The sequence below is a fragment of the Arthrobacter sp. LjRoot78 genome, from assembly GCF_964254335.1.
GTDB lineage: Bacteria > Actinomycetota > Actinomycetes > Actinomycetales > Micrococcaceae > Arthrobacter.
The window spans coordinates 1,803,537-1,829,397 of record NZ_CAXUTG020000001.1 but is presented as its reverse complement, the minus strand read 5'-3'; the positions used below and the strand labels follow the sequence as shown (position 1 = coordinate 1,829,397).

General features: G+C 66.9%; 20 protein-coding genes. 8 read left to right on the top strand and 12 right to left on the bottom strand.

All coding sequences use genetic code 11. From position 1 onward, the window contains the following. On the bottom strand, nucleotides 1-549 hold the full coding sequence (gene dut / locus ACSQ1X_RS08375; RefSeq protein ID WP_028270827.1) for a dUTP diphosphatase: 549 nt from the start codon (nucleotides 547-549) through the stop codon (nucleotides 1-3). A 118-nt stretch (nucleotides 550-667) separates the two neighbouring features. Here dut and ACSQ1X_RS08370 point away from each other — a divergent pair, with 118 nt between their 5' ends. Continuing rightward, nucleotides 668-1,156 carry a DUF3093 domain-containing protein gene (locus tag ACSQ1X_RS08370; RefSeq protein WP_055802217.1) on the top strand — a complete coding sequence of 163 codons (489 nt, stop codon included), beginning with the start codon at nucleotides 668-670 and terminating at the stop codon, nucleotides 1,154-1,156. 9 nt (nucleotides 1,157-1,165) lie between these two features. Here ACSQ1X_RS08370 and ACSQ1X_RS08365 read toward each other — a convergent pair whose 3' ends face one another. Further along, nucleotides 1,166-1,465 (bottom strand): DUF4193 domain-containing protein, encoded by a 300-nt coding sequence (locus ACSQ1X_RS08365; protein ID WP_055802215.1) that lies wholly within the window; start codon nucleotides 1,463-1,465, stop codon nucleotides 1,166-1,168. 354 nt (nucleotides 1,466-1,819) lie between these two features. Here ACSQ1X_RS08365 and sepH point away from each other — a divergent pair, with 354 nt between their 5' ends. After that, complete coding sequence (gene sepH, locus ACSQ1X_RS08360; RefSeq protein WP_436057318.1) at nucleotides 1,820-3,256, top strand: septation protein SepH; 1,437 nt, start codon at nucleotides 1,820-1,822, stop codon at nucleotides 3,254-3,256. Between the two features lie 35 nt (nucleotides 3,257-3,291). After that, a complete protein-coding gene (locus tag ACSQ1X_RS08355) occupies nucleotides 3,292-3,987 on the top strand; it encodes a flavodoxin domain-containing protein (protein WP_436057317.1) in 696 nt (231 codons plus the stop codon). On the opposite strand, the gene ACSQ1X_RS08350 is transcribed toward ACSQ1X_RS08355, so the two are convergent. The 4 genes from ACSQ1X_RS08350 to ACSQ1X_RS08335 form a co-directional block, all read right to left on the bottom strand. Continuing rightward, nucleotides 3,905-4,627: a thymidine kinase gene (locus ACSQ1X_RS08350; RefSeq protein ID WP_436057316.1), complete on the bottom strand. Its 723-nt coding sequence runs from the start codon at nucleotides 4,625-4,627 to the stop codon at nucleotides 3,905-3,907. The genes ACSQ1X_RS08355 and ACSQ1X_RS08350 overlap by 83 nt on opposite strands. Further along, nucleotides 4,620-5,789 carry an alkaline phosphatase family protein gene (locus tag ACSQ1X_RS08345; protein WP_436059295.1) on the bottom strand — a complete coding sequence of 390 codons (1,170 nt, stop codon included), beginning with the start codon at nucleotides 5,787-5,789 and terminating at the stop codon, nucleotides 4,620-4,622. The genes ACSQ1X_RS08350 and ACSQ1X_RS08345 overlap by 8 nt, the downstream gene beginning before the upstream one ends. 70 nt (nucleotides 5,790-5,859) lie before the next feature. Beyond that, nucleotides 5,860-6,600 (bottom strand): DUF5998 family protein, encoded by a 741-nt coding sequence (locus ACSQ1X_RS08340; protein WP_436057315.1) that lies wholly within the window; start codon nucleotides 6,598-6,600, stop codon nucleotides 5,860-5,862. Nucleotides 6,601-6,654: 54 nt separating this feature from the next. Next, nucleotides 6,655-9,375: a bifunctional acetate--CoA ligase family protein/GNAT family N-acetyltransferase gene (locus tag ACSQ1X_RS08335; protein WP_436057314.1), complete on the bottom strand. Its 2,721-nt coding sequence runs from the start codon at nucleotides 9,373-9,375 to the stop codon at nucleotides 6,655-6,657. Between the two features lie 53 nt (nucleotides 9,376-9,428). On the opposite strand from ACSQ1X_RS08335, the gene ACSQ1X_RS08330 reads away from it, so the two are divergent. Continuing rightward, the gene (locus ACSQ1X_RS08330; RefSeq protein WP_436057313.1) at nucleotides 9,429-11,927 is read left to right on the top strand and encodes a DNA gyrase/topoisomerase IV subunit A; all 2,499 of its coding nucleotides are present in this window, start codon (nucleotides 9,429-9,431) and stop codon (nucleotides 11,925-11,927) included. A 9-nt stretch (nucleotides 11,928-11,936) separates the two neighbouring features. Then, nucleotides 11,937-12,455 (top strand): DinB family protein, encoded by a 519-nt coding sequence (locus ACSQ1X_RS08325; RefSeq protein WP_436057312.1) that lies wholly within the window; start codon nucleotides 11,937-11,939, stop codon nucleotides 12,453-12,455. A gap of 5 nt (nucleotides 12,456-12,460) precedes the next feature. Here ACSQ1X_RS08325 and ACSQ1X_RS08320 read toward each other — a convergent pair whose 3' ends face one another. From ACSQ1X_RS08320 to ACSQ1X_RS08305, 4 genes are read right to left on the bottom strand one after another with little or no spacing between them, the layout of a single operon-like run. Continuing rightward, nucleotides 12,461-13,510 carry a GNAT family N-acetyltransferase gene (locus ACSQ1X_RS08320; protein ID WP_436057311.1) on the bottom strand — a complete coding sequence of 350 codons (1,050 nt, stop codon included), beginning with the start codon at nucleotides 13,508-13,510 and terminating at the stop codon, nucleotides 12,461-12,463. Between the two features lie 9 nt (nucleotides 13,511-13,519). Beyond that, the gene (gene cydD / locus ACSQ1X_RS08315; protein ID WP_436057310.1) at nucleotides 13,520-17,143 is read right to left on the bottom strand and encodes a thiol reductant ABC exporter subunit CydD; all 3,624 of its coding nucleotides are present in this window, start codon (nucleotides 17,141-17,143) and stop codon (nucleotides 13,520-13,522) included. A gap of 6 nt (nucleotides 17,144-17,149) precedes the next feature. Beyond that, nucleotides 17,150-18,199, bottom strand: a complete 1,050-nt coding sequence (cydB, locus tag ACSQ1X_RS08310; protein WP_436057309.1) for a cytochrome d ubiquinol oxidase subunit II — start codon at nucleotides 18,197-18,199, stop codon at nucleotides 17,150-17,152. Between the two features lie 19 nt (nucleotides 18,200-18,218). Further along, on the bottom strand, nucleotides 18,219-19,820 hold the full coding sequence (locus ACSQ1X_RS08305; RefSeq protein WP_436057308.1) for a cytochrome ubiquinol oxidase subunit I: 1,602 nt from the start codon (nucleotides 19,818-19,820) through the stop codon (nucleotides 18,219-18,221). 273 nt (nucleotides 19,821-20,093) lie between these two features. On the opposite strand from ACSQ1X_RS08305, the gene ACSQ1X_RS08300 reads away from it, so the two are divergent. Both ACSQ1X_RS08300 and ACSQ1X_RS08295 read left to right on the top strand, forming a co-directional pair. Continuing rightward, the gene (locus ACSQ1X_RS08300; RefSeq protein ID WP_028270841.1) at nucleotides 20,094-20,480 is read left to right on the top strand and encodes a BlaI/MecI/CopY family transcriptional regulator; all 387 of its coding nucleotides are present in this window, start codon (nucleotides 20,094-20,096) and stop codon (nucleotides 20,478-20,480) included. A 6-nt stretch (nucleotides 20,481-20,486) separates the two neighbouring features. Beyond that, nucleotides 20,487-21,515, top strand: a complete 1,029-nt coding sequence (locus ACSQ1X_RS08295; RefSeq protein ID WP_436057307.1) for a M56 family metallopeptidase — start codon at nucleotides 20,487-20,489, stop codon at nucleotides 21,513-21,515. A gap of 52 nt (nucleotides 21,516-21,567) precedes the next feature. Here the strand turns inward: ACSQ1X_RS08295 and ACSQ1X_RS08290 are convergent, their stop codons facing one another. Further along, a complete protein-coding gene (locus tag ACSQ1X_RS08290) occupies nucleotides 21,568-23,676 on the bottom strand; it encodes a DNA gyrase/topoisomerase IV subunit B (RefSeq protein ID WP_055802189.1) in 2,109 nt (702 codons plus the stop codon). A gap of 223 nt (nucleotides 23,677-23,899) precedes the next feature. On the opposite strand from ACSQ1X_RS08290, the gene ACSQ1X_RS08285 reads away from it, so the two are divergent. Next, nucleotides 23,900-24,121 (top strand): DUF7455 domain-containing protein, encoded by a 222-nt coding sequence (locus ACSQ1X_RS08285; RefSeq protein ID WP_305940551.1) that lies wholly within the window; start codon nucleotides 23,900-23,902, stop codon nucleotides 24,119-24,121. 134 nt (nucleotides 24,122-24,255) lie between these two features. Here ACSQ1X_RS08285 and ACSQ1X_RS08280 read toward each other — a convergent pair whose 3' ends face one another. Beyond that, nucleotides 24,256-25,557: an RNA polymerase sigma factor gene (locus ACSQ1X_RS08280; protein WP_028270845.1), complete on the bottom strand. Its 1,302-nt coding sequence runs from the start codon at nucleotides 25,555-25,557 to the stop codon at nucleotides 24,256-24,258. Nucleotides 25,558-25,861: the final 304 nt, after the last annotated feature.

Below are 25,861 nucleotides of genomic sequence, written 5' to 3'. Positions count from 1 at the left end.
CTAGGCCTGCGGTGTTCCGAAACCGGCGGCGGAACCGAAACCACCGGTGGAACCGAAGCCGCCGTCACCGCGGACCGAGTCGCTCAATTCCGCAACGGCCACAAACTGTGCGTACTCCACGCGCTGAATGACCATCTGTGCAATTCTATCGCCGCGCCGCAGCTCGATGGCTTTCTCACGGTCCGTGTTCAGCAGCGTCACGGCGATCTCGCCGCGGTATCCGGCGTCCACGGTTCCGGGGGCGTTGACCACTGTCAGGCCGTGCTTGGTGGCGAGCCCGGACCGCGGGTGGATGAGGGCGACATACCCGTTGGGCAGGGCGATGGAGACGCCCGTGGGCACCAGCCGGCGTTCACCCGGTTCAAGAACTACGTCCTCGCGGGCACGAAGGTCCGCTCCGGCGTCGCCGGGGTGCGCGTAGGACGGGGCTTCGAGGCCCGCGTCGAGCATTTTCAGCTGGACCGACAGCGTGGGCGATCCGTAGGCCGCGGCACTGCCTTCCAGGGAGTTCGGCGGCAAAGTACTCACGGCTGCAGTTTCTTCAGTCACAGTCATTTACTCTAACGCGAGCGGCGCACCTTGGCCTAGCCGCGGTACTGGCCGCCGCGGGCGGCGGCCAGTACCGGGCCAAGGTGAAATACCCCGGGAAAAGTGGAAAGCTGGGCCTATGCCGGAATCTAGTGCAGCTGTGCCTGCCCCCAACAGCACACCCCGCGGAACTGCCGTTCTGTATAGCGAGAAACTCCACCCCAACCTTTGGATCTGGCTCGTGGCAGCAGGCTTGTCCGGCGCAGGCATCCTCGTGTTTGCTCCGATCAGTATGGCGGCCGGCATCACGGCAGCGCTGGTGCTGTTCACCATCATCACGGTGCTGCTGATCCTGTCCACGCCGTCGATAACGGTGACGGCAGACACGCTCCAGGTCGGGCGGGCAACCATCGAACGCCGGTACATAGGAACCGTGACACCGTTCACCGGCAAAGAGGCGACGGCGGAACGCGGCACGCGCCTGAACGGACTGGCATACCTCTGCATCCGGGGCTGGGTGGACCCGGTGGTCAGGATCGACATCACGGATCCTTCCGATCCCACGCCTTACTGGCTTACCTCCACGCGGCGCCCGGCACAGTTGACGGCGGCCCTCACCCGCGCCTAGGCCGCGTTGTCAACCCTCGCAGTCCTTGCAGAAGAGCAACCCGTCCTTTTCGCGGGCGATCTGCGAGCGGTGACGGACCAGGAAGCATGACGAGCAGGTGAATTCATCAGCCTGGGCCGGCAGGACGCGGACCAGGAGTTCCTCGCCGGACAGGTCCGCCCCTGGGAGTTCGTAGCCTTCGGCCAGATCGGATTCGTCCTCATCCACCACTGCCGTTGGCTTGTCAGCGCGGCGGGTCTTCAATTCCTCAATGGAATCTTCGTTCAGGTCCTCTTCTGATTTCCGCGGCGCATCGTAATCTGTCGCCATTATTTTTTGCTCACACTCCGATTTTTTCGGTTTGATGGCCGGGTGCCGGTGGCCGCGTTCAGGGACGGACATCGTCCGTGGGCTGGTCCCCCGGGCCGGTTCACCGATGTAAACGCTGGCCTGCCTGATTTTGTGCCCGACTTAGGCGCCAATTTTCCCTAAGCGGGGGCGAAAGCGAGGGCTTTTCGGGGCGGCGCCCACCCGAGCCTGCCCGACGGAAGGCGGAGGCGGGATAAAAGGACTTGACGGCCGGAAAGTCGCGGAATATCGCGGCGCGCCCTCTCCCCTCCCCCGAATTGCGACTGCCGAGTGGCAGAGTTTCGAATGTCAGTAATGCCAGGGTGGAGGATTTGTATGCAGGATCTACGGCTTGTAGGCGTCCACGACGACGGGGAGCATCTCCTGTTGAGCGGCACCGGCGGCGAGATGTTCCGGCTGCCGATCGACGAAGCCCTTCGGCTCGCGGCCAGCCGCTCTCCGGCGAAAGCGGCCGCTGCAGTTGCGCCTGTTGCCATGTCCCCGCGGGACATCCAGGCACGCATCAGAAGCGGTGCCACAGCCGCCGAAGTTTCGGAACTCTCGGGCATCCCACTGGCCAAGGTCCAGCGCTATGAAGGCCCCGTACTTGCCGAGCGAGACTACGTGGCACAGCAGGCGCGAAAAATCGAGGTGGCTTCCCCTGCGCCGGGCCATGACGTCTACCGCTCCGCCTTCGGCGACAACCCGGCTACCCTCGGCGACATGGTGGCACACCGCCTCAACGCCCACGGCATCGAATCCTCCACCGTTGAGTGGGACTCCTGGCGGCGCCCGGACGGCACCTGGACGGTGGTGGCACGCTTCGAAACCAGTACCGGCGCGCACACCAGCATCGGCGAGGAACCGCCGGCCATGTGGACCTTCAGTCCCGCGCGGAAATCCCTGCAGAACGCCAACCGCTGGGCGCAGCAGCTCAGCGAACTGGAACCGCTCGACGGTCCTGTTCCGGCCCGCCGCCTGTCCGCAGTTTCCGACCGCCCGTTTGACTTTGAGACCGACGCCGAAGCGGCCGCGGCCCGGACGGCATCCGGCCAGTCCGGCAAGGATTCGGACGGCCTGCTCGAGATGCTCCGCTCACGCCGCGGCCAGCGGCTCGGTGTGGACGAGGACGGCGACGACGCCTTGGCACTACTGCTCACGAACGGTGTTCCGGCGGCCCACCCGCGCCCCTCCGAAGTAGTGGCGGAGCCCGAGGCCGATGACGACGCCACCGGGACGGAAAGCCGCGAAGAAACCGACGCTCCGGCCGCCAAGGGAGACTCGTTCACCCGCAAGCGCGAAGTCCGCGCGTCAATGCTGTCCCGGCTCAGCCTAGCTCCCCGGCACACCGGGGACGACGATGAACGGCTGAAACTCCACGACGGCGTCAGCACGGAAACCCGCGAAATCACCATCGTGGCTTCCCCGCTGCGCCCGGTGACGGACCCGGACGAAGCGTCCGCTGAAGACTCCGGCAGCACGCCGGCGGCACCCGACGCCGGCCCGGACACCGATGAAGCCGCCGTCGCGGAACCCGCCCCGGCCAAAGAAACCGCACGTGCCCGCCAGACCGGCTGGAACCGCGAATCCGCTCCGAACGTGGGTCTGGATGAACTGCTGGGCGGAGGCAGCCCGCGCCGGAGCCGGGACGACGCACCGGCCACCCCCAGAAATGACCGGGATGCAGAGCAGCCCGAACGGCAGCCATCCAAACCCAAGCGCTCCAGCGTACCCAGCTGGGATGAAATAGTCTTCGGCGCACGCGGCGACTGAGCAGCTCCGCCCTGCCTGAGCCCGCATAGGGACTAATGGCACCTTCCAGCCAGCGAACTTTCCATGAGACTGGAGAGCGGAAGGTTGGAGGCGTCATCATGACTGTTCTTGTCACCTACGCAAGTGCGATGGGTTCCACCCGGGAGATAGCCCAACGTGTGGCCTCCCGCATGGCGGTGAGGCTGGGCGAGGTCGAATGCCGGTCCGTGGAAGACGTCAAGGCTGTCTCCGGCTACAAGGCTGTGGTGGTCGGCAGCGCCATCCACAATCAGGCCTGGCTGCCCCAGGCGGTCCTGTTCTTTGCACGCCATGCGCCCGAGCTGGCCGGATTACCCGTTTGGGCGTTCAGCGTCGGGATGGCGGATGCCCTGCCAAAGCCGTTTCGCAAGCGTGGTGCCGCAGTGCAACAGGCGCGTATCGCCGGAGTTCTCGCAAAGGACGTTCCGCTTCGCGGCCACAGAGTCTTCTCAGGTGTCTACCAGGCCGCCCAGATGCCTGCATTGCTCCGGGTTTTGTTCCGGCTCACCGGCGGCCGATTCGGGGATTTGCGGGACTGGACGGCCGTCGACGCCTGGGCGGATGAGATAGCAACCCGGCTGGCACAGCCGGCTCCGTCCGCATCCTCAGGCACTCCCCCGGCGCAGCGGGTCAGCCGGGCCGGGTTTCCCCGGCACCGTTCCACAGGCAGGCGTCCACCTCGAACGGCAACAGCTGGTCCTGCTGGGCCATGACGTTGGCGCCGTGGGCAGTGACCCGCCGCATGAAGTGCCGCCGGCACAACGTCTCGTAGCCCACCACGGGGGCGTGGTCCGCCGCGCTGGTGGGGGCCTGGTCACCGGCCATGTCGACGTCGCCCACCACCACCTGCGCACCTTCGGTGACCATCACGCCGTCGACCGTGCGGGCATTGTGGGTGGCCCGGCGTCCGCACCAGCACAGCGCCTCCACCTGCAGGACCTGGACGCGGTCCGCCAGCTCGATGAGCCGCTGCGATCCCGGGAAAAGGCGGGTGCGGAAGTCGGCGCTGATCCCGAAAGCAAACACGTCGACGTCGATCTCGTCCACAATCCGGGCCAGCTGTTCCACCTGCAGTGGTGAGTAGAACTGGGCTTCGTCACAAATGAGGTAGTCCACCCGCAGGCCGCGGGTGCGGCGTTGGATGACCTCGTCCCAGAAGTCCGTGCTGTCCAGGACTTCCACGCAGTCCGTCTCGAGTCCGAGCCGGCTGGAGATCCTGGCACCGCCGGCACGGTCGTTGCGGCTGAACCGGACGCCGCCGCGGCCGCGGGCCCGGTGGTTGTGGTCCATCTGCAGGGCGAGGGTGGATTTTCCGCAGTCCATGGTTCCTGAGAAGAAGACGAGTTCAGCCACGCGCTCCCTTTCGGCCTTGGGCCTGGAAGCACAACAGCGGAACCTCCCGCTCGGCTTTGGTCAGCGACCCGTGCTGCCCGACGACCTCCAGCGCGGCGGGGCGCACGCGGCGCGTGTCGTAGAGCGCCAGGGCGTCCCGGGCGGCGATCATGACATCGCCGATGCGCGCGCTGACTTCCGGGCGGATGTCGCCGAAGAGCCCGGCGGACACGGCCTCGTCGCGGGTGAACGCCCAGATCCTGTCTCCAAAACGTTTCCGCCACGATTCAATCAGCAGTGGCCGGTCCTGATCACCGGCGTCGGGCTCCAGATACAGGTGGACCATGCGCGGCTCCCCTGCGGTGTGCCGGACGCCGGCGATGAGGGCCGGTTCCGCCGAGTAGTCGAACCGCTGCGATTCCGGGACGTCGAGCATGCCGTGGTCCGCGGTCAACAGGACAGTGGTCCCCGGCGGAAGCGTGGCGTTGAGCCGGCGTACGGTGGCGTCCAGCTCTTCAAGCTGGTGTTCCCACTGGGCGGACTGGCAGCCGTAGCGGTGCCCCGCCTTGTCCAGGTCGTTGACGTAGAAGTACATCAGGGAACTGTCGGTGCCCAGCATGGCCTCCGCCGCCGCTGCAGTCCTGGCGTGCGGGGTTTCGGCGGCGATGAACCGGCCGCCGCGGAGGGCGGCCTGGGTCATGGGTGAGGCGCCGAACTGCGGAAGGCTGATGGTGGTGACGTCGGTGTGGGCCGCGGCGCGCTCGAACACGGTGGGAAACGGCTGCCATTCGAGGGGGTCCACACCGGCATCCCAGTTGCCCAGCATGTTGACCACTTTGTCCTGCCCGGGATCGAGGACGTCATAGCCCACCATTCCGTGCTGGCCGGCAGGGAGCCCTGTCCCGAAGCTGGCGAGGGAGGAGGCTGTCGTGGAGGGGAAGGCGGAATCCAGGGCCACTGGAACGGCTCCCTGTCCCTGCTGCATCACGGACCGGAGGAAGGGGGTGTGTGCCGATTTTTGCTTCAGCAGGCCGCGGCCCAGGCCGTCAGCGAGGACAACGCACACCCGCTTGGCGGCAGGCAGGTTCAGCCGGTTCTCGAAGCCTTCAATCCCCAGGCTGGCCGCCGCGCTGGTCAGTACTTCGGCGATGGAACGTTGGCCGAAAGCAGGCGCCGGTGGCATCGGCGAAGGAGCGGGGGCACCCTCGGCGATGGCGACAGCTGACTGCTCAGAGTTGTTTCCGGGAATCATCTCAGCGCTGGTGCCCGCGGCTGAGGCGGTTTCCAAAAACGCCGGTGCGCGGACGCGGCGCGGCCACCAGGCCGCTGTGCGGCAGGGGCGCCGAACCGGTGTTGACGGCGCGCAGGGCGCGGGCGAACAGCTTGGCGTCCTGGACGGCCTGCAGGCCGTCGGCTTCGGCGCTGATTCGCAGCACGATGTCCTCCTGGGCGATGGTGCCGCTGTAACCGTGGTCCGCCTCGCACTGGGGGTCCCCGCAGCTGGCCGGCCCCATGTCCAGTCGCTGGCCGCCGGACCAGGCGATGGAAAGGGTGAGTTCCCGCACGGGATCCGAGGGCTTGTAGTTTTGCGGCTGGGCGTACATGTAGCTCAGGACCACGGAACGGATCTGCGCCACCGGTACTGATTCGGTGGAAATCTGGGCGACAATCTGCTCGCCGGCCTCGTCGAGCTGCTGGTCGTCAACATGGGCGATGACCAGCATGTCGTCCGTCAGCACCAGCACGGTGATGTGGCGGCGAACTTCCGCGCGGTCGAAATGGGTTTCAAGATGCACAAGGTGCGCCATGCAGTCGCGGCCGTCCAGTGCGTCATCAACGACATCGGCGACCAGCCGTGGGTAGAAGCCTGCCTGCTGGAGTGCGCCTTCAAGGCTCTGGCCCTGGACACCGTGGTCATGTGCGCTATGCCCGTGTGAGGCCTGGTGACCGGGTCGGGGTGCGTGCGGCTTCGACGTGGGAGGCTGGGGGCTCATGACTCCATTTTCACAGATCGACTGGGCACTTGCTAACTGTGCGCCCGGGGCGGGCTAGCTTCGCATCGCCCGGCGGGCACTGTCGGTCCGCTGGGCGGCGTTCGCGATCCGGACATCTGCGGCCAGGATCGATACGCCGCGCAGCCCCGCCAGGACAGGGTTGAACTCAACCAGCGCTATTTCGGGATGGTTGTCCTTGAGCCGGGTCAACCTCGCGGCAAGGTCCTCCAGCGCGGCCACATCCACCGCCGGAAGGCCCTGGTATCCGAACAGTTTCCGGGCCGCGCGCGGCGCGCGGATGAAGTCGTGGACATCGGCACCGGACAGCGGCGGAACCCGGTGGGCCCAGTCCTCCAGCAAATTCACGGCGTCCCCGGCAAGTCCAAAGGAAACCACCGGACCCAGCAGCGGATCCTCAATGGCCCGGAACGTGCAGGCTTGGCCCACCTGAGCCATCATCTGGACTTCCATGGACGGCGAGCCGTAGGGCGCAAGGGCGCGGTGCATCTCTACGATGTTGCGCCGCAATGATTCGGCGTCCTGGATGTCCAGCCGCACACCGCCAAGGTCCAGCCGGTGGCGCAGGGTCGGATCGGTGGTCTTCAGCACCACCGGCCAGCCAAGCCGCTCGGCGGCTGCAACAGCCTGGTCGGGCGTCTCGAAGCCCACGGAGGGGACAACGTCGATGCCGTAGTGGGCCAGCAGGGTTGCCGCCTTCGCCGGGTCGAGCTGCACCAGCTGCTCGCCGGGGACGTCATGGAGCAGTTCCTCCAGCTCGGCCCTGACGCTTTCCGGGTCGCATCCTTCCGGCTCCGCGAAGAGACCCTGGTCGCGTTCGACCCACTCGGCATACTTGACCACGGCGGCGAGCGCTGCGACGGCGGCACCGGGGTTGGAGTAGCACGGCACGGATCCGCTGGCGGATTCGGCGTCCACTGCGTGGACAGGCAACGGTTCCGCCCCCACCATGCCCTCAACATAGACGGACGGGTCCAGGATCCCGGTGAAGGCGGCAACCACCGGTTTTCCGGCCGCGGCGGAGCATTCCGCCAGGACGCCGGCAATCTTCTCCACCGTGAGGCCCCGTGCCGGCAGCAGCGCCACCACGACGGCGTGGATGGAGTCCGAGGCGAGGATCCCGGCGAGGCTCTCCCGGAGTGCCGGCAGCGCCAGTGACATGCCGGCGTCGAGATCCACGTCCGTGACAATCCGCTCAACGCCGAGCCCGTTGGCGGCGGCACTGTCCGCGACCACCTTTCCGAGGGCCCGGGAGTTGCTGAAAACAGCAATGTCCGCCCCGGCCGGCAGCGGCTGGCCGGCGACGATCTGGGCCACGTCCATCAGCTGCTCAATCGTTTCAACCCGGATGACGCCGGACTGGCGCATCATCGCGTCCAGGGCGCCGGCAGGCGCCTGCGTGGTCCGAACCGCATGCCCCGGAGGCAACTGCAGGCCCATCGAGTCCGATTTCGCCACGATGACGGGCTTGGTGCGGGCCAGGCGGCGGGCGAGCCGGGAAAACTTGCGCGGATTTCCGATGGATTCGAGGTAGAGTCCCACCGCGGCCGTGTCGGCGTCGTCTTCCCAGAACTGCATCATGTCGTTGCCGGAGACGTCGGCCCGGTTGCCGGCGGACAGGAACGTGGAAAGGCCCAGGCGGCGACGGCTGGACGCGGCGTACAGCGCCACACCAATGGCGGCGGACTGGCTGAAGAGTCCCAGGCCGCCCCGGCGCGGCAGGCTTGGCGCCATGGATGCGTTCAGGGACACGGCCGGGTTCGTGTTGACGATCCCCAGGGACGCGGGGCCGATCACGCGCATCCCGTTGGAGCGGGCCTGGCGGACCAGCTCGCGCTGCCTGGCCAGCCCGCGTTCACCGTCGTCGGCGTACCCGGCCGTCGCCACCACAACGCCCTTGACTCCCGAGGCCGCGCAGTCCGCCACAACTTTGGGCACTTCATCATAGGGGACGGCGATGATGGCCAGCCGGACGGGGTCCGGCACCTCGGAGAGCCTGGCGAAGGACAGCATCCCGGCGAGTTCGAGCGCCTCGGGGTTGATGGCGTAGACCGGCCCGGTGAAGCCGCCCTCGATGATGTGTTCGAGCAGCTGGTAGCCGATGGTGCCCCATTTGCGGCTGGCCCCGATCACCGCGACCGACGACGGCGCCAGCAGCTCCTGGATGCTGCGCGCCTCCGCGCGGTGCTCACGCGACTCCATCACGGCCCGGGATTTTTCCGTGGGGTCGATGTTGAACTCCAGGCTCACCACACCGTCGTCGAAATGCCTCTTGACGTCGTAACCGGCGTCGGAGAAAACCATCAGCATTTTGCGGTTTTCCGGCAGCACTTCGGCACTGAATTTACGGATGCCGTTTTCGCGGGCGGCGGCGGCCAGGTGTTCCAGCAGGATCGATCCGATGCCGCGACCCTGGTGGGCGTCGGCTATATTGAAGGCAACCTCGGCTTCTTCGGGATCGGTCAGCCGGTCGTAGCGGCCGATGCCCAGGATTTCACCGCCTATGGTGATCACCAGCGCCACCCGGTCCTTGTAGTCCACTTCCGTGAAGCGCTTCAGCTCCTTGCTGGAGAGCCTCGCTTTGAAGGCGAAAAACCGCATGTAGATGGACTTCTGCGACTGGCCGGTATGGAAAGCCTGCACGGCGTCGGCATCTGAGGGGTGGATCGGGCGCAGATGAGCCGTCCCTCCGTCCCGCAGAACGACATCGGCTTCCCAATGTTCCGGATATACGCCGTCCCCGGGCTGATCCACCATAGGCTTAGCCTAGCTAAAATTCGCCAGTAAACCGTTAAGGATCCACCAGCCCCATGGCCCGCCGCCAAAGTTCCGCCCCGGCAGGGGACGCCGTCCAGGACTACACCGAGAACATCGTTGACATCGACGTCACGTCGGAAATGGAAGGCTCGTTCCTCGAGTACGCCTATTCGGTCATCTATTCACGGGCCCTCCCGGATGCCCGTGACGGCCTGAAACCGGTGCAGCGGCGCATCCTCTACATGATGAGCGAAATGGGCCTGCGCCCTGACCGCGGCCACGTCAAGAGCGCCCGCGTGGTGGGCGAGGTCATGGGCAAGCTGCACCCGCACGGCGACACCGCGATCTACGACGCCATGGTCCGCATGGCGCAGGACTTTTCGCTGCGGCTGCCGCTGATCGACGGCCACGGCAACTTCGGCTCGCTCGACGACGGCCCGGCGGCCCCGCGGTACACCGAGGCCCGCCTCGCTGCGGCTGCGCTCACCCTCACCGACCACCTCGACGAAGATGTGGTGAATTTCGTCCCCAACTACGACAACCAGCTGACCCAGCCGGATGTCCTGCCGGCAGCGTTCCCCAACCTGCTGGTCAACGGCGCCACGGGCATTGCCGTGGGCATGGCCACAAACATGGCCCCGCACAACCTCGTGGAGGTCATCTCCGCTGCCCGGCACCTGATCGCGAACCCCGAGGCCACCCTCGAGAACCTCATGCGGTTCGTCCCCGGCCCGGACCTGCCCACGGGCGGCCGGATCGTGGGCCTGGACGGCATCCGCGACGCCTACGCCACGGGCCGCGGCTCGTTCAAGACCCGGGCGAAGGTGGAGATCGAGCAGCTGTCCGCCCGCCGCACCGGCCTGGTGGTCACCGAGCTTCCCTACATGGTGGGCCCGGAAAAGGTGATCGAGAAGATCAAAGACGCCGTCAACGGCAAGAAGCTGACCGGCATCAGCGACATCGTGGACCTGACCGACCGCAAGCACGGGCTCCGCCTGGTGATCGAGCTGAAGAACGGCTTCAACCCGAACGCCGTGCTCCAGCAGCTCTACCGCTACTCGCCGATGGAAGATTCCTTCGGCATCAACAACGTGACGCTCGTGGACGGCCAGCCGCAGACGCTGGGCCTCGTGCAGCTGCTCTCCGTCTACGTGGACCACCGCATTAACGTGGTGCGGCGCCGCACGGCTTTCCGGCTGGCAAAGAAGAAGGACCGCCTCCACCTGGTGGAGGGCCTGCTGATCGCCATCGTGGACATCGACGAGGTCATCCAGATCATCCGGTCCTCCGACGAGGTTGCCGCCGCCCGCGAACGCCTCATGTCCATTTACGACCTCACCGAAATCCAGGCGAACTACATCCTGGAACTCCGGCTCCGGCAGCTGACCAAGTACTCCCGGATCGAGCTCGAAAAAGAGCAGGACCAGCTGAAGCGTGAGATTGCGGAGCTTGAGGCCATCCTGGCTTCGGACCAGCGCCTGCGTGAACTTGTCTCCGCCGAACTGGCTGAAATCGCGGAAAAGTACGGCACCCCGCGCCGGACGGTGCTGCTTGAATCCGAGGCGGTCTCCCCCACCGTCGCCGCGCTGGCCGCTGCGCCCGGCGGCAAGGGCAAGGCGGCCCCGCTCGCCCTGGAAATAGCCGATGATCCCTGTTGGGCCATCCTGAGCGCCAGCGGACAGATCGCCCGGACCTCAAACCAGGAGCCCCTGGCCGAGTCCGGTCCGCGGTCACGGCACGACGTCTTCCGGTCCGTGGTGAAAACCTCGGCGCGCGGCGAGATCGCCGCCGTCACGTCCCTGGGCAGGATGCTGCGCCTCCAGGTCATGGACATGCCCGTGTTGCCGCCGATGTCCGGCCTTCCCAACCTGGCCGGCGGCGTACCTGCCAAGGACTTCATCACGCTGCTGAAGGGCGAGACGCTGGTCGCTTTCGCCCCGCTGGATACGGTGCTGGCGATCGGCACGGCGCAGGGCATCGTCAAACGCGTCCAGCCCGACTACCCCCTCAACCGCGAGGACTGGGAAGTCATTGCCCTGAAGGACAAGGACACCGTGGTGGGCGTTGAGCCGGCCGGGGCGGACGACGTCGACCTCGTGTTCCTCACCAAGCAGGCGCAGCTGCTGCGCTTCACCGCCGCAGCGGTCCGGCCGCAGGGCCGCACGGCGGGCGGGATGGCAGGGATCAAGCTGGGAGCCGGGGACGAGGTGCTGTTCTTCGGAACTGTCGCCCCGGGCGACGAGGAGGCCGTCGTGGTCACCGTTTCCGGGACCGAGGGTGCCCTGCCGGGCACTGCCCCCGGTGCCGGGAAAGTGACGGCCTTCGCGGAGTACCCGGCCAAGGGCAGGGCCACTGCGGGAGTGCGGGCGCACCGGTTCCTGAAGGGCGAAGATACCCTGCTCATTGCGTGGGCCGGACACGGGCCGGCCAAGGCGTCCTCGCTGGCGGGGGTGGCGCGCTCGCTCCCGCAGGAACACGGCCGACGGGACGGCTCCGGCATCCCGCTGTCGCAGGCCGTGGACGCCATTGGGCCCAGCATGACCTGGGCCTAGACTACTGGCATGCCTATCATCCCCGATGAAAAAGACTGGACCTGGGTGCTGACCAGGGTCTGCCCGGAGTGCGGATTCGACGCCTCGACAGTCACTCCCGCCACGGTTCCCGGCAGCGTCACGAACATGCTTCCGCGCTGGCGGGCGGCGCTGCGCCGCCCGGACGTCGCGGAACGACCGGACGAGGCCACGTGGTCCGTGCTGGAGTACGCATCGCATGTCCGGGATGTCTTCAGCCTCTTCGACCGCCGGCTGAACCTGATGCTGAGCGAGGACAACGCCCGGTTCGAGAACTGGGACCAGGACAAGACCGCCGTGGAGCAGGACTACGCCAACGCGGACCCCGCCATCGTCAGTGCCGAACTAACCGGCGAAGGCGAACAGATCGCGGAGTCATTCGCGGGCGTTCATGAGGACGAGTGGGGCAGGAAAGGCATCCGGGGCAACGGTTCGGAGTTCACGGTGATGACCCTCGCGCAGTACTTCCTGCACGACGTCGTCCATCACCTGCACGACGTCGACGCCTGAGTTGATCAGCTGGCCCGGTCAGCTGTGCGCGCCGACAATTCCTTGTCCCACGCCAGGCTCCGGTTGACGGCGCTGTACCCCATTTTTTCGTAGAGGGCGAGCGCGCCAGTGGGGTTCTCCGAATCGACGTCGAGGGAGGCGCGGTCCATCCCCGCCGCGGCAAAGCGCCGCATCGCATCGGCGAGCAGGGCCTGGGCGATCCCGCGTCCGCGGTACTCGCGGCGGACGCCCAGCAGTTCCGTATACCCCTCGGTGTAGCCCCGGGATACCGCGCTGTCCGGGTCGTGGCTGGCCAGCTGGTAGCCTGCCACGGTTCCGGAGCCGCGGTCCAGGACCACAGCGCTCAGGTCCGGCCTGGCCTGCGGATCGTTGACGGTGAAACCCCAGGATTCCTCATCCCGTGGTTCGCTTCCCCAGTGGTCACGGAAGGCGGCGTTGTGGGCCAGCCTGACCTCCTCGCTGAGCTCCGGCCGCATGGTTGCCAGTTCCAGCCCGTCATCGAGCCGCACGTCTGGAAGCGGGACGCCGTCCAGGTGCCGGTGCATCTCGTTGAAATAGCGCACCACGTGGAATCCTTCTTTGCGGAGCAGCCGCTGCTGGTGCTCGTGCTGCTGTTCCATGTGGACCCGCAGCCGCGGCGACGGTTCGTTGTCTTCCCGACCCTGGTCTTCCGCGAAACGCTCGAGGGTCCGCTGGCTGAGCCATCCCAGCAGCGCCGTGCCGATTCCCCGGCGCTGCCAGCCGGGGTCGACGCAGCCGAAACCGTAGGCCTTGTCGCCGTCCGGGTTTTTCGTGATGCGGGCATAAGCGCGGGGTACCGACCCGCGGTCCAGCAGCAGCAGCGTGTTGGCGGCCGGATGGTTCTTCTTCGACTGCAGGATCTGTTCAAGGTCGGCGGCCCGCTCAAACCACACGGGCCGTTCCACCTCGGCCGTCCGGGCAATCAGGTCCGCCCACGCCGCGACGTCCCTCTCCTCTGCCGGACGCCAGGCCAGCCCCTCGCCGGCCAGTGCGGCCCGCCAGGATCCGGGCATCGGAGCGTCGTTGTTCAGCATGCCAACAGGCTAGCTGCCGGCCCCGCCCCGCGCCAGAACCTGCCCGACGCCGGCGCGCGCCCCCGCGTCGAGGTCCAGCCTGCGATCTGCCGGGTCTATGTCGTCGGGATTGTGGGTCACCAGAACTACGGTCCGTCCGGTGAGACCCCGCCGAAGGTCAGCCAGCATCTCCCTGCCCGCCTCGGCGTCAAGATGGGCGGTGGGTTCGTCCAGCAGGATCACGTCGGCCCCGGTCATGAGGGTCCTGGCAACCGCCAGCCGTTGGCGTTCCCCGCCGCTGAGGAAGGCGCCTCCGGGTCCGATCCGGGTGTCGGCGCCATTCTCCAGCCTGCGAAGCAGCGGCTCCAGCCCCACGGCGGCCAGGGCTTTAGCGATTTCCTGACCGGCGTCGCCGTCCTTGCCTTCCGGCCGGCCGAGCAGGAGGTTTCCGCGGATGGTGGAGTCGAAAAGGTGCGCTTCCTGCGGACACCAGGCAGCGCGTCCGGTGACAGCGATCCGGCCGGAGCGTGGCGGCAGGAACCCGAGCAGGACGGCCAGCAGGGTGGACTTTCCGGAGCCTGAGGTTCCGGTCACGGCGAGCCAGCGGCCAGGTTCCGCCGTCGCGGAAACACCGGTGAAGACTTCCGGACCCGCGGGCCAGGCGGCGGAGAGCGACTCAAGCTCGATACCGGGCAGCCCGCCGGGGCGTTGGGCAACAGGCTCCAGTCCGGGTGTCCCGCGGTTCCGTCCACCGGTGTCCCCGGCGGGTGTGGCTGCGGCGCCCGTTTCTGCGGCGGGAACGCCGGCGGCATCAGGGTCGGCGGCATCGGGGTCGGCGGCTTCGGAGGCGTCCAGCACGCCGGCCTCGCTGATCCGGTCCAGGACCAGGCGGAGAGCCGGGTACTGGCGTACCGCCGTCGTGATGGCGGCGTACGGATCCACCAGCGCGAGCTGCAGCAGGACCACGACGGCGGCCGTGGCCGGGGCCACGGATCCGCCCGTCACCTCGGGTCCGGCCAGGACCGCAGCGGCCAGGGCGGCGGTCCCGCAGGCAAGGACGGTGAGCGCCTGGCCCAGCCCCTCGGCCCACGCGGACCGCTGCGAGGCAGCTGTTGCCTCCTTGTCGGCAACTCCAATGGCGGACAGGACAGGTGCGGCGACACCGTTGGCGTGCAGTTCAGCGCGGGCGTCCAGCGCCGCGGCGATGTCCCGCAGGACCCCTGAGCGGAGCCGCTGCTCGGCCTGCGCCGACATCCTGTCTGCGAGGAGTGCCGCTGCCGGCGCGGCAACCAGTGACACCACTGCAGCGGCGATGACTGCAGGCAGCGCCGCGGGCAGCAGGAGGCCTGTGGCTGCAATGGCGGATGCACCCACAGCCACGGCGGTCACAGGCGGCAGGACCACCCGGGGCACCAGGTCCCGGACGGTATCGACGTCGTCAATCACCGTCCCCAGGACGTTTCCGCCTTGCAGGAGCCGGCGCAGGGACAGGGCGCGACGGCTCAGCGAATCCCAGAGCCGGCCGCGCAGCCTGGTGAGCGAGGCGAATACGGCGTCGTGCAGCAGGAGCCGCTCGGTGTAGCGCAGGACTGCCCTGCCGATGCCGAAGAACCGCACGCCCACGATGGCGGTGAGGAGGTAGAGGATGGGCGGCTGCTCGCTGGCCCGGATGATGAGCCAGCCGGACAATCCTGCCAGGGCAACGGCGAACAGGGCCGCCAGGACCCCCACGACGCCGGCTGCGCCGAATTTGAGGGACTCCGGCCGCAGGAGCCTGAAGATCCGGGCGGGAGTGTTGTGCGTGCGGACCCCCGCGGTCCCTCCGGCCCGGGCGTCGGTTCCCGCCGTGGCACGGTGCTCGGCCGCCCGCGCCGTCACCGGCGCCGTCGCCCGCCCCAATGCCGCATCCGGTGCCGCGTCCGGTCCCGCGTCCGGTGCCGGGAGAACGGCGGAATGCCGTGACGAGCCGGCAGCGTCTGCTGCCGGCCATCCCGGTGCGGATCCGGCGGCGACAGGAACTACGTGGTCTGCCAGTTCCCGGGTGAGGCGGTCGTGGGCCACGAGCAGGACAGTGGCCCGGCCGCGAAGCTTCAGGATGGATTCGTTGACCACGTTGGCGGATTCGCGGTCCAGATGCGCGGTGGGCTCATCCAGCAGCAGCAGGGTGGCACCGGCCTCGATCCGGGCCAGGCCCCGCGCCAGGGCAACCCTGCGGAGCTCCCCCGGGCTGAGCTCGGCGGGATGTTTCGCGGCCAGGTGTCCGGCTCCTGCCGCCTCAAGGCAGGCCCTGGCCTTCGAGGCGGCGGCATGGGCGGAGGCTGTGCCTGCGGTGCCGGCGGCGCCGCCCTTCAGGTAGAGCATCACCTCGGCCAGCACACTAATCTCCACCATGACCGGATGCTGCGGCACCCAGGCGACATCCGGCGGCGAGAACCCGGCGATCCCGCCGCTCACCACTGCACCGCCGCCCGTGCCGACGATTCCCGCCAGGACGCCCAGAATGGTGCTCTTGCCTGCCCCGCTGGCACCGTCGAGGGCGGTAATCCGGCCGGCGGGTGCGTCAAAACCCAGCGGTCCGACGGCGGGTTCCAGCCGCCCGCCGTACGTGACCGTCAGATTCCTGACCGTCACCGCCGGAAGGCCCGCGCCGCCCTCGGAAGTCCCCCCGGGAAGCAGGCCGCCCTGCGGCTGCGAGCCATTCTGCGGCTGCAGCGGCCGGACCTCCGGCGCGTCCATCACCGCGGCGACCTCGGCCAGGGCCGCACGTCCGTCGTCGCTTGAGTGGTGGGCGGTGCCCAGTTCCCGCAACGGCAGATAGCAGTCGGGTGCCAGGATCAGGGCGAGGAGCCCGGCCTCGAGTGCCATGTCGCCGTGGACCAGGCGCACGCCGATGAAGACGGCCACAACGGCCACCGAGATCGTGGCGATGAGTTCCAGCGCGAGCGCGGAGAGGAAGGCCGTCCGCAGGGTGTCCATGGTCCGGGAGCGGTACTGCTCCGAGATGTCCTCGAGGGCCTTCCGCTGGGCACTGGCCCGGCCCAGCCCCACCAGTACGGGCAGCCCTTTGGCCAGTTCCAGCATGTGGCCCGACAGGCGGGCCAGGGCCGATTGTGCGGCCCGGACCCGGTCTTCGGTGTACCTGCCGATCAGCACCATGAACACCGGCACGAGCGGTACGGTCAGGACGACCACCACTGCACTGACCCAGTCGGCGAACAGGATCCGGGCGCCCAGCAGGAGCGGGATGGCGGCGCAGTTGACGAGGGCCGGCAAAAACTGGGTGTAGTAGCTGTCCAGAGCATCCAGGCCTCTGGTGGCCAGGATCGCCAGGCCGCCGTCGGACGGGCCAGCCGCACGCGTGCCGTTCCGCAGTGCGCGTTCCAGCAGTGCGGCGCGCAGTTCTTCCTTGACTCCGAGGGCCGCCCGGCGCGAGGCCACCCCTTGAGCCCACACCGTCACGGACCGGAGGACCACGCCTGCCAGTCCCCAGCCCAGCTGGTCGGCCCAGGCCGGGCTCTGGGAGACCAGTCCGGCCAGGACCGATGCCACCGCCTGCGCCATCAGCACCAGTGACAATGCCTTGAGGGCAGCGAGGAAGCCGAGCCAATAAAGCGCGAGCCGGTTTGCTGGGCCGGCCGGGAACTGCGGTCTCATCGGGTCCTAGTCTTTGGGGGCCAGCGCCCTGGCGGCGATGGCAGGCAGGAAACTGTGGGCTTCCGGGATGTGGGCGGCACTGACCCGGCGGCGGAACACCCAGTAGGTCCAGGCCTGGTAGGCCAGCACCAGGGGCAGGCCCACGCAGGCCACGATGGTCATGAGCCCCAGGGTGTAGTCGGAGGATGAGGCATTGGAAATGGTCAGGTTGAAGTCCGCGTTGAGGGTGGAGGGAAGCACCACCGGGAAGGCCGCACCGAAGATCGACGCGCTGCCCAGGAGCAGGAACACCCCGAGCGACAGGAACGCCTTCCCCTCGAGTCCGTTCCGGCCGAACTGCCAGGCGAACACCGCGGCCACCACTGCCGCGGCAACCGCCGCGATGGTCCAGGCTTCGCCGCTGAGGAGCTGCACGCTGATGGCCCAGCCGGCGATGGGGAGCAGGAGGACCGGCAGCAGCCGGACAAACCAGTTCCGGGCGCGGTGCCTGACATCGCCGTCGGTCTTCAGGGCGAGGAAGGCCAGCGCGTGCAGCAGGGAGAAGCACACCACGGCCAGCCCGCCCAGGACGGCGTAGCCGCTGAACCAGGCGAACGGTCCGCCCTCGCGGTCGCCATTGGCGTTGAGCGGGAGCCCGGTGGTGGTCAGCGCCAGCGCCGCGCCGACGCCGAACGCAGCCACGAGGGATCCGGCCGCTATGGCCCAGTCCCACACCGCGCGCCAGCGGTCCGTGTCCACCTTGCCGCGGTACTCGAAGGCCACCGCACGGAAGATGAGGGCAACGAGGACCAGCAGCAGCGGAAGGTAGAGGGCAGAGAACAGGGATGCGTACCAGAGCGGGAAGGCGGCGAACGTCGCGCCGCCGGCGGTCAGGAGCCAGACCTCATTACCGTCCCAGACGGGGCCGATCGTGTTGAGCAGGACGCGGCGCTCGGTGTTGTTGCGGGCGAAGAGCTTCATCAGCATGCCGACGCCGAGGTCGAACCCTTCGAGAAAGAGGTATCCCGTCCACAACACCGCGATGGCGATGAACCAGATGGTGGGCAGCAGTTCCATGGTCGAATTTCCTCTGCGCTTAGTAGGCGAATGCCAGGACGTCGTCGGAGCCGCCGGGCTTGCCGGGGCCGCCGGGGCCCGGTGTGGCGTCCTCGTTTTCGCCGACTGGGGCGTGGGCGAGTTCAGGCATTGCGGAAACCACGCCGCCGCGGATGTACTTCACCAGCAGCTTCACCTCCACCACCAGCAGCACGGCGTACACGGCCGTCAGCACCACCAGGGAGGTGAGCAGTTCTCCTGCGGAAACGCCCGGTGAAACGGCCGCAGCGGTGAACATAAACACCTGGTCGATCCCGCTGGGGTCCGGGTTTGGCGCGACCACGAAGGGCTGGCGTCCCATTTCGGTGAAGATCCAGCCGGCCGCGTTGGCACCGAACGGCGCCATGATGCCGACGACGGCGAGCCGCATCAGTCCGCGGGAGGCCGGCACGGTGCCTTTGCGGGTGGCCCAGAGCGCCACGAGGGCAGCGAGGGCAGCGAGGCCGCCGAAGCCGATCATCATCCGGAAGCCCCAGTAGGTCACTTCCATGACCGGAACGTACTCGATTTCCTGCCCGGCACGGTCACCGTAGATGGGGTTGTCCGGGAGGTGCGTTCCGTAGTCGGCCTTGTACTGGTCCAGCAGGCTGTTGACGCCCTTCACTTCGGTGGTGAAGTCGCCCTTGGCCAGGAAGGACAGGATCCCGGGAACTTCGATCACCGCCACGATCTCGTCGCAGTTCTTTGAACCGACGTTGCCGACGCTGAGGACGGAGAAGCCGGTGCCGTCGTGGCAGGCAGCCTCGGCCGCGGCCATCTTCATGGGCTGCTGTTCGAACATGAGCTTGCCCTGCAGGTCGCCGGTGAGGGCTGTTCCGGCGAAGGAAATCATGGCCACGACGGCGCCGATCCGGAGCGAGGTGATCCAGACCTTGTAGTCAGCCTTGTCGCGGCCCGGAATGTCCGCTTCGCCCGGGATGACCTTGCCGTCCTTGCCCACGGTGTCGATGCCGTCATGGCGGCGGCGCCACAGGTGGTACCAGGCGATGCCCAGCAGGAAGCCTCCGGCAACGGCCAGGGCGCCGAAGAGGGTATGCGGGACTGCCACGAGGGCGGTGTTGTTGGTGAAGACGGCCCAGGCGTCAGTCATGACCGGGCGCCCGTTGATCATTTCCACACCGACGGGATGCTGCATCCAGCTGTTGGCCACGATGATGAAGTACGCGGAGAACACCGAGCCCACCACGGCAATCCAGAGGCAGGCCAGGTGGACGCCCCTCTTGAGTTGCTTCCACCCGAAGATCCACAGCCCCAGGAAGGTGGACTCCACGAAGAAAGCCAGGAGCGCCTCGAGGGCCAGCGGCGCCCCGAAAACGTCCCCGACGAAGCGGCTGTATTCGCTCCAGGCCATCCCGAACTGGAACTCCTGCACGATGCCGGTGGCAACGCCCATGATGAAGTTGATGAGGAACAGCTTCCCCCAGAACTTGGTCATGCGGAGGTATTCGGGCTTGCCGGTGCGGTACCAGACTGTCTGGATGACTGCCACCACGAGGCCCAGCCCGATGGTCAACGGGACCATCATGAAGTGGTACACGGTGGTGATGCCGAATTGCCAGCGTGCGATTTCCAAAGCGTCCAAGGCAGTCCCTACTTTTGGCTAGGCTTTCATCAGTCCAGGTCTTCTACGCTTCGTAGAAAACCAACTTCTACAGAGTGTAGAACACTTTCGGCGAGCAGTGTAACCAACAGTTCCACCGGCCGGACCCGCTGGCAAGGGCGCGACGCGCCGATTGTTCTACCTCATGTAGAAAGAAACTGCAAAAAGATGTAAATTTAGATCCTAAGTATTCAACTACGTTCCGCGAAGGCCGCCCCGGCTTCGCGGATCGGAACGTTAAGAAGGATGTACGGAATGGCAAGTCTTGGTGAACTGGAACGGGCAGTGATGGATTTGCTCTGGGCAGGCCAGGAAGCGGCCACCGCCAACACCCTGCGGGACCTGCTGGCGCAGAGCACCCAGGCCCAGGGCGGCACGGCCGGCCACGAGGGCAAGGACCTCGCCGTAACCACCGTCCTGACCGTGCTTTCACGCCTGGAGAAGAAGGGGCTCGTGGAACGCGAACGCGGCACCCGCCCGCACCGCTACCAAGCTGTCTCCAGCAGGGCGGACCACACCGCCGAACTCATGCACGAGGTCCTCGGCTCGGCGCCGGACCGCGAAGCCGTGCTCGCCCGTTTTATTGGCTCCGTCACCGAAAGTGAAGCCGAAACACTGCGCAAACTGCTTGGCCACAACTAACAGCGCATGTTCTGGACCTCATACTTACTGGCGGTCCTGGCGATAGTCCTGGCGTGGCCGGTGCCTATCCTTCTTTCGCGCGCGCAATGGCCGGCCCGGTCACCGTTCACGGCCATGCTGCTCTGGCAGGCAATCGCCCTGGCCGGCGGCCTGTCCATGATCGGCGCCATGCTGGTCTACGGCCTCGAGCCGATCGGTGACAACCTCCTGGCCGGCCTGCGCGGGTTGGCCGGAATGGTCCTTTTTAATGCCCCCACCACGGCGCTGGGCTTCTGGCATCTCTTCGCGCTGTCGGCGGCGGCGCTCCTCACCGCGCACCTCGTTTTTACGCTGCTGCTGACCTACTACCGGATCGAACGGCAGCGCAGGCGCCACCGTGAACTCCTTGCCCTCCTGGCGTCGCCGTCCACCGACGGCCCGGGAACCGTGGTGATCAACCACGATTCCCCCGTTGCCTACTGCCTCCCGGGGGGCGCACGGTCTGTCACGGTGCTGAGCGACGGCTTGATGGCTGCGTTGGAGCCGGCAGAACTTCGCGCCGTGCTCATCCACGAGAACGCCCATCTGAGCCAGCGCCACCACCTCCTGTTGTGGGCGTTCGCGGCCTGGCGACAGGCCCTCCCCTGGCTGCCCACCACCCGCCTTGCCCAGGAATCAGTGAGCACCCTGATCGAAATGCTTGCTGACGACGTCGCCTTGAAGACCGAGAGCAAGGCCACCCTCATCAAGGCCATTGCCATTGTTGCCAGCGGTCCTGCCGGCGTGCCCGGCGGCCGCGTGGCGTTCAACGGCGCCGACCTGCCGTCCGGCGACGCCGGCGCGGGCGGCATCAGCGCAGCCGGAATGGTCGACGCCGGTCTCCAGGGTTCGCCGGGCAGCGCGAGTTCGGCCGGCACCACCGTGTCCCGGGTCCGCAGGCTGCTGTCCCCCCAGGAGCCGCTGCCGGCGCCGCTGCGGGCTTTGGTCCTGGCGGGCTGCCTGCTACTTCTGGCGGTCCCCACGGCTTTGCTGATTGTCCCGGGGCTGCTCGGCTAACCGCCCCTTCCGCAACCGCCCTTGGCGGCCGGGTGCTCCCCGGCCGCAGGACTCAGGCGTCGATCCGCTCCCGATCCAGGCTCGCAGCACCGGCAATGATGAAGTCCTTGCGCGGCGCGACGTCGGAGCCCATCAGCAGGTCGAAGGTCTCTTCTGCCTGCTTGGCGTTTTCGATCCCCACTTTGCGCAGGGTCCGGTGGCGCGGATCCATGGTGGTCTCCGCCAACTGTTCTGCGTCCATTTCACCGAGGCCCTTGTAGCGCTGAATGGGTTCCTTGTACCGCTTGCCCTCCTTGGCCAGCCGCGCCAGCAGCACGTGGAGTTCAGCTTCGGAGTAGGTATAGATCATCTCGTTGGCTTTCTGCCCGGCGTTGATGACCTCCACGCGGTGCAGCGGCGGCACTGCGGCGAACACCCTGCCCTCATCGATCATTGGCCGCATGTAGCGGAAGAAGAGCGTAAGGAGCAGCGTGCGGATGTGGGCGCCGTCCACGTCGGCATCCGTCATCAGGATCACTTTGCCGTAGCGTGCCGCCGTGATGTCGAAGCTTCGCCCGGACCCTGCGCCCACCACCTGGATGAGCGCAGCGCACTCGGCGTTGGACAGCATGTCCCCCACCGAGGCCTTCTGCACGTTGAGGATCTTGCCGCGGATGGGCAGGAGCGCCTGGAAGTCCGAGGAGCGGGCCAGTTTGGCAGTTCCCAGCGCGGAGTCTCCCTCCACGATGAACAGTTCCGAGCGGGCCACGTCATCCGTGCGGCAGTCCGCCAGTTTCGTGGGCATCGACGATGTCTCCAGCGCGTTCTTCCGGCGCTGTGTCTCCTTGTGGACGCGCGCGGAAATCCGGGACTTCATCTCGCTGACGATTTTTTCCAGGAGCAGCGCGGACTGCGCCTTGTCATTGCGGTTGGCGGAGCTCAGTTTGGCATTGATCTCCTTCTCCACCACCCGTGCCACGATGGCCCGGACCGCTGACGTGCCGAGGATTTCCTTGGTCTGGCCCTCGAACTGCGGCTCGGCCAGGCGTACCGTCAGCACCGCGGTCAGGCCCGCGAAGATGTCGTCCTTTTCGATCTTGTCGTTGCCGGCTTTGAGCTTGCGGGCATTCGTTTCCACAGCCTTGCGGAAAGTCTTCACCAGGGCCTGCTCGAAGCCGGACTGGTGCGTCCCGCCCTTGGGGGTGGAGATGATGTTCACAAAGCTGCGCACGGTGCTGTCGTAACCGATTCCCCACCGGAGTGCCACGTCCACTTCACAGTCGCGTTCCACTTCGGCGAGCTGGCTGTGGCCCCGCTCGTCCAGGACCGGAACGGTTTCCTTGAACTTGCCCGAACCGTGCAGCCGCCAGGTGTCCGTGACCGCCGGATCAGCGGCGAGAAAATCGACGAACTCGGAGATTCCGCCGTCGTGGTGGAAGACTTCCTCGTGGCCGGCCAGTTCGCCGGGAGTGCCCGGAAGCCTCCGCTGGTCGCGGACGGTCAGCTTAAGGCCCGGTATCAGGAAAGATGTCTGCCGGGCCCGGGCGGCCAGTTCATCGTAGGAGAACTTGGCGTCCGGGGTGAAGATCTGGCGGTCCGCCCAGTACCGGATCCGGGTGCCAGTGACACCGCGTTTGGCCTTGCCCACCACGTCAAGGACCGAGTCATTGACGAACGGTTCGAACGTCGCCGCCGGATCGGGTTTGGTCCCCGGGTCCTTGAACCGCCCCGGTTCGCCCCGGCGGAAGGACATCTTGTACGTCTTACCGCCGCGGTCCACCTCCACGTCAAGGCGGGAAGACAGCGCGTTGACCACCGAGGCACCGACGCCGTGCAGGCCGCCGGACGCCGTATAGGATCCGCCGCCGAACTTGCCGCCCGCGTGCAGTTTGGTAAAGACAACTTCGACGCCGGTCAGTCCGGTCTTGGGCTCAACGTCAATGGGGATGCCGCGGCCGTCATCGTGAATCTCCACGGAGTTGTCGGCGTGCAGGATGATCTGGATGTCATGGCCGAACCCGGCCAGGGCCTCGTCGACGGAGTTGTCGATGATTTCCCACAGGCAGTGCATCAGGCCGCGGGAGTCGGTGGAACCGATGTACATGCCCGGGCGCTTGCGGACGGCCTCGAGGCCTTCCAGTACAGACAGGTGCCGGGCAGTGTAATCAGAACTTGGTGCCACGGGTTGTGAACTCCTTCAGTGACGGAATAGCTAAGGCTTTTGACGCTCTTCCTAGGTTAGTCGGCCCGCGCCGGGACGCTTGCCAGCCACTCCAACATCGGCGTCGTCCGGCAGTACCCGTTACGGAATGGTGATACGCGCACAGCGAAAGTGATCCATCCTTGTCATGGTTTTGCTACGAATGCTGGTTATATAGATGTACAGATCTACTAAGGAGGCCGAAATGACAACAGCAGTTGCGGACCGCACGCTCAACGCACTGGACCGGTGCGATCGTTGCGGAGCACAGGCGTACGTCCGGGTTGTTCTCGAGACCTCCGGCGGGGAGCTGCTCTTCTGCGGCCACCACGCGCGGGCAGTCGAAGCGACGCTTAAGCCGCTGAGCTCCGACTGGCACGACGAGACGGGCCGGCTTCACGAGAAGCCGCCGGTATCGGTGGACTAGGCGACTCTCTGACAGCAACAGGGCTCCTCCGCTTCGGAGGGGCCCTGTTCGTTTGTCCCTGGACACCGCTCAACTCCACACATAAGTAAGGCCCCGCCGTCCGGCAGGGCCTTACTTATGTGTGCTTCTGCTTCTTAGTCCAGGTAGTCGCGCAAGACCTGGGACCGGGACGGGTGCCGCAGCTTGGACATCGTCTTCGATTCGATCTGGCGGATACGCTCGCGCGTGACTCCGTAGACCTTGCCGATTTCGTCTAAAGTCTTCGGCTGTCCGTCGGTGAGGCCGAACCGCATCGCCACAACGCCGGCTTCGCGCTCGGACAGGGTGTCCAGCACCGAGTGCAACTGCTCCTGCAGCAACGTGAAGCTGACTGCGTCGGCGGGAACGACGGCTTCCGAGTCCTCGATGAGGTCACCGAACTCCGAGTCGCCGTCCTCACCCAGGGGGGTGTGCAGCGAGATGGGCTCGCGGCCGTATTTCTGGACTTCGACAACCTTCTCAGGTGTCATGTCCAGTTCGAGGGCCAGCTCCTCGGGCGTAGGTTCGCGCCCAAGATCCTGCAGCATCTGACGCTGGACGCGCGCCAGCTTGTTGATGACTTCCACCATGTGCACCGGGATCCGGATGGTGCGGGCCTGGTCGGCCATGGCACGCGTGATGGCCTGGCGGATCCACCAGGTGGCGTACGTGGAGAACTTGAAGCCCTTGGTGTAGTCGAACTTCTCGACCGCACGGATGAGGCCCAGGTTGCCTTCCTGGATGAGGTCCAGGAACAGCATGCCGCGGCCGGTGTAGCGCTTGGCGAGCGAAACAACGAGGCGGAGGTTGGCCTCCAGCAGGTGGTTCTTGGCGCGCTTGCCGTCGTGGATGACGAACTCGAGCTCGCGCTTGAGTTTCGGATCCATGGAGCCGTCGTCCGCCGCGATCTTCTCTTCGGCGAACAGGCCCGCCTCGATGCGGAGGGCAAGGTCCACTTCCTGCTCGGCGTTCAGCAGGGCCACCTTGCCGATCTGCTTCAGGTAGTCCTTGACGGGGTCGGCCGTGGCGCCGGCCGACATGACCTGCTGGACCGGGGCGTCGTCGTCGTCGGCGTCGGAGTACACAAAGCCTGTGCCGGTGGCTGCGGCACCGGTCTTGCTGGCGGCCTCTTCCTCGCTCAGCTCCGACGGATCCGGACTGACGTCGTCGAGATCTTCGTCCAGCTCAACGTCCTCTGCGTCGTCGTCGGACTTTCCGGCAGCCTCGGCGGCAGCCTTGGCGCCGGGCTTGGGTCCGCGCTTCTTGGGCTCGGGCTTTGCCGGGGCGCCGCCCTCGGCAGCCGCAGCCTTGTTGGCTGCGCGCGTGGCGGCACGCTTGGCGCTCGTCGCCGCCTTCTTCTCCTCAGGGGACAATTCGGCCTGGTCGGCGGGTTCCTTCTTGGCGGAAGACGGGGTCACAGAAAACCTTTCTAGCGGCGGTCTGTGGAATCACCATACGGGCAACACCACTATGACCCTGTCAAGTCCGTGATTCACATCAGGTGCGATCGCGGCCAGCAGAGCCATTAAGTAGAACTGCCGGAGCGGCCGTAATGTTCCCGTTTCCGGGCATCACTACATGCACTTGATTCACGGACCCAACCGGGTCTCGGCATCCATTGTCTCACGATTTTCCGAATCGGCCCCTCAGGGCCGCCGCACGGGCCCGAATGTTTCGGCGAACCCGGCCTCTCCCTACCCGGCATCATCCGAATGCGGCCCG

Coding starts and splice junctions, on each gene's coding strand:
- ACSQ1X_RS08330 (WP_436057313.1), top strand. CDS start 9,429: ATGGCCCGCCGCCAAAGTTCCGCCCCGGCAGGGGACGCCGTCCAGGAC.
- ACSQ1X_RS08345 (WP_436059295.1), bottom strand. CDS start 5,789: ATGCCACCGGCGCCTGCTTTCGGCCAACGTTCCATCGCCGAAGTACTG.
- ACSQ1X_RS08365 (WP_055802215.1), bottom strand. CDS start 1,465: ATGGCGACAGATTACGATGCGCCGCGGAAATCAGAAGAGGACCTGAAC.
- cydD (WP_436057310.1), bottom strand. CDS start 17,143: ATGAGACCGCAGTTCCCGGCCGGCCCAGCAAACCGGCTCGCGCTTTAT.
- cydB (WP_436057309.1), bottom strand. CDS start 18,199: ATGGAACTGCTGCCCACCATCTGGTTCATCGCCATCGCGGTGTTGTGG.
- ACSQ1X_RS08295 (WP_436057307.1), top strand. CDS start 20,487: ATGTTCTGGACCTCATACTTACTGGCGGTCCTGGCGATAGTCCTGGCG.
- ACSQ1X_RS08285 (WP_305940551.1), top strand. CDS start 23,900: ATGACAACAGCAGTTGCGGACCGCACGCTCAACGCACTGGACCGGTGC.
- ACSQ1X_RS08300 (WP_028270841.1), top strand. CDS start 20,094: ATGGCAAGTCTTGGTGAACTGGAACGGGCAGTGATGGATTTGCTCTGG.
- ACSQ1X_RS08355 (WP_436057317.1), top strand. CDS start 3,292: ATGGCACCTTCCAGCCAGCGAACTTTCCATGAGACTGGAGAGCGGAAG.
- ACSQ1X_RS08340 (WP_436057315.1), bottom strand. CDS start 6,600: ATGAGCCCCCAGCCTCCCACGTCGAAGCCGCACGCACCCCGACCCGGT.
- ACSQ1X_RS08335 (WP_436057314.1), bottom strand. CDS start 9,375: ATGGTGGATCAGCCCGGGGACGGCGTATATCCGGAACATTGGGAAGCC.
- ACSQ1X_RS08325 (WP_436057312.1), top strand. CDS start 11,937: ATGCCTATCATCCCCGATGAAAAAGACTGGACCTGGGTGCTGACCAGG.
- ACSQ1X_RS08370 (WP_055802217.1), top strand. CDS start 668: ATGCCGGAATCTAGTGCAGCTGTGCCTGCCCCCAACAGCACACCCCGC.
- ACSQ1X_RS08320 (WP_436057311.1), bottom strand. CDS start 13,510: ATGCTGAACAACGACGCTCCGATGCCCGGATCCTGGCGGGCCGCACTG.
- sepH (WP_436057318.1), top strand. CDS start 1,820: ATGCAGGATCTACGGCTTGTAGGCGTCCACGACGACGGGGAGCATCTC.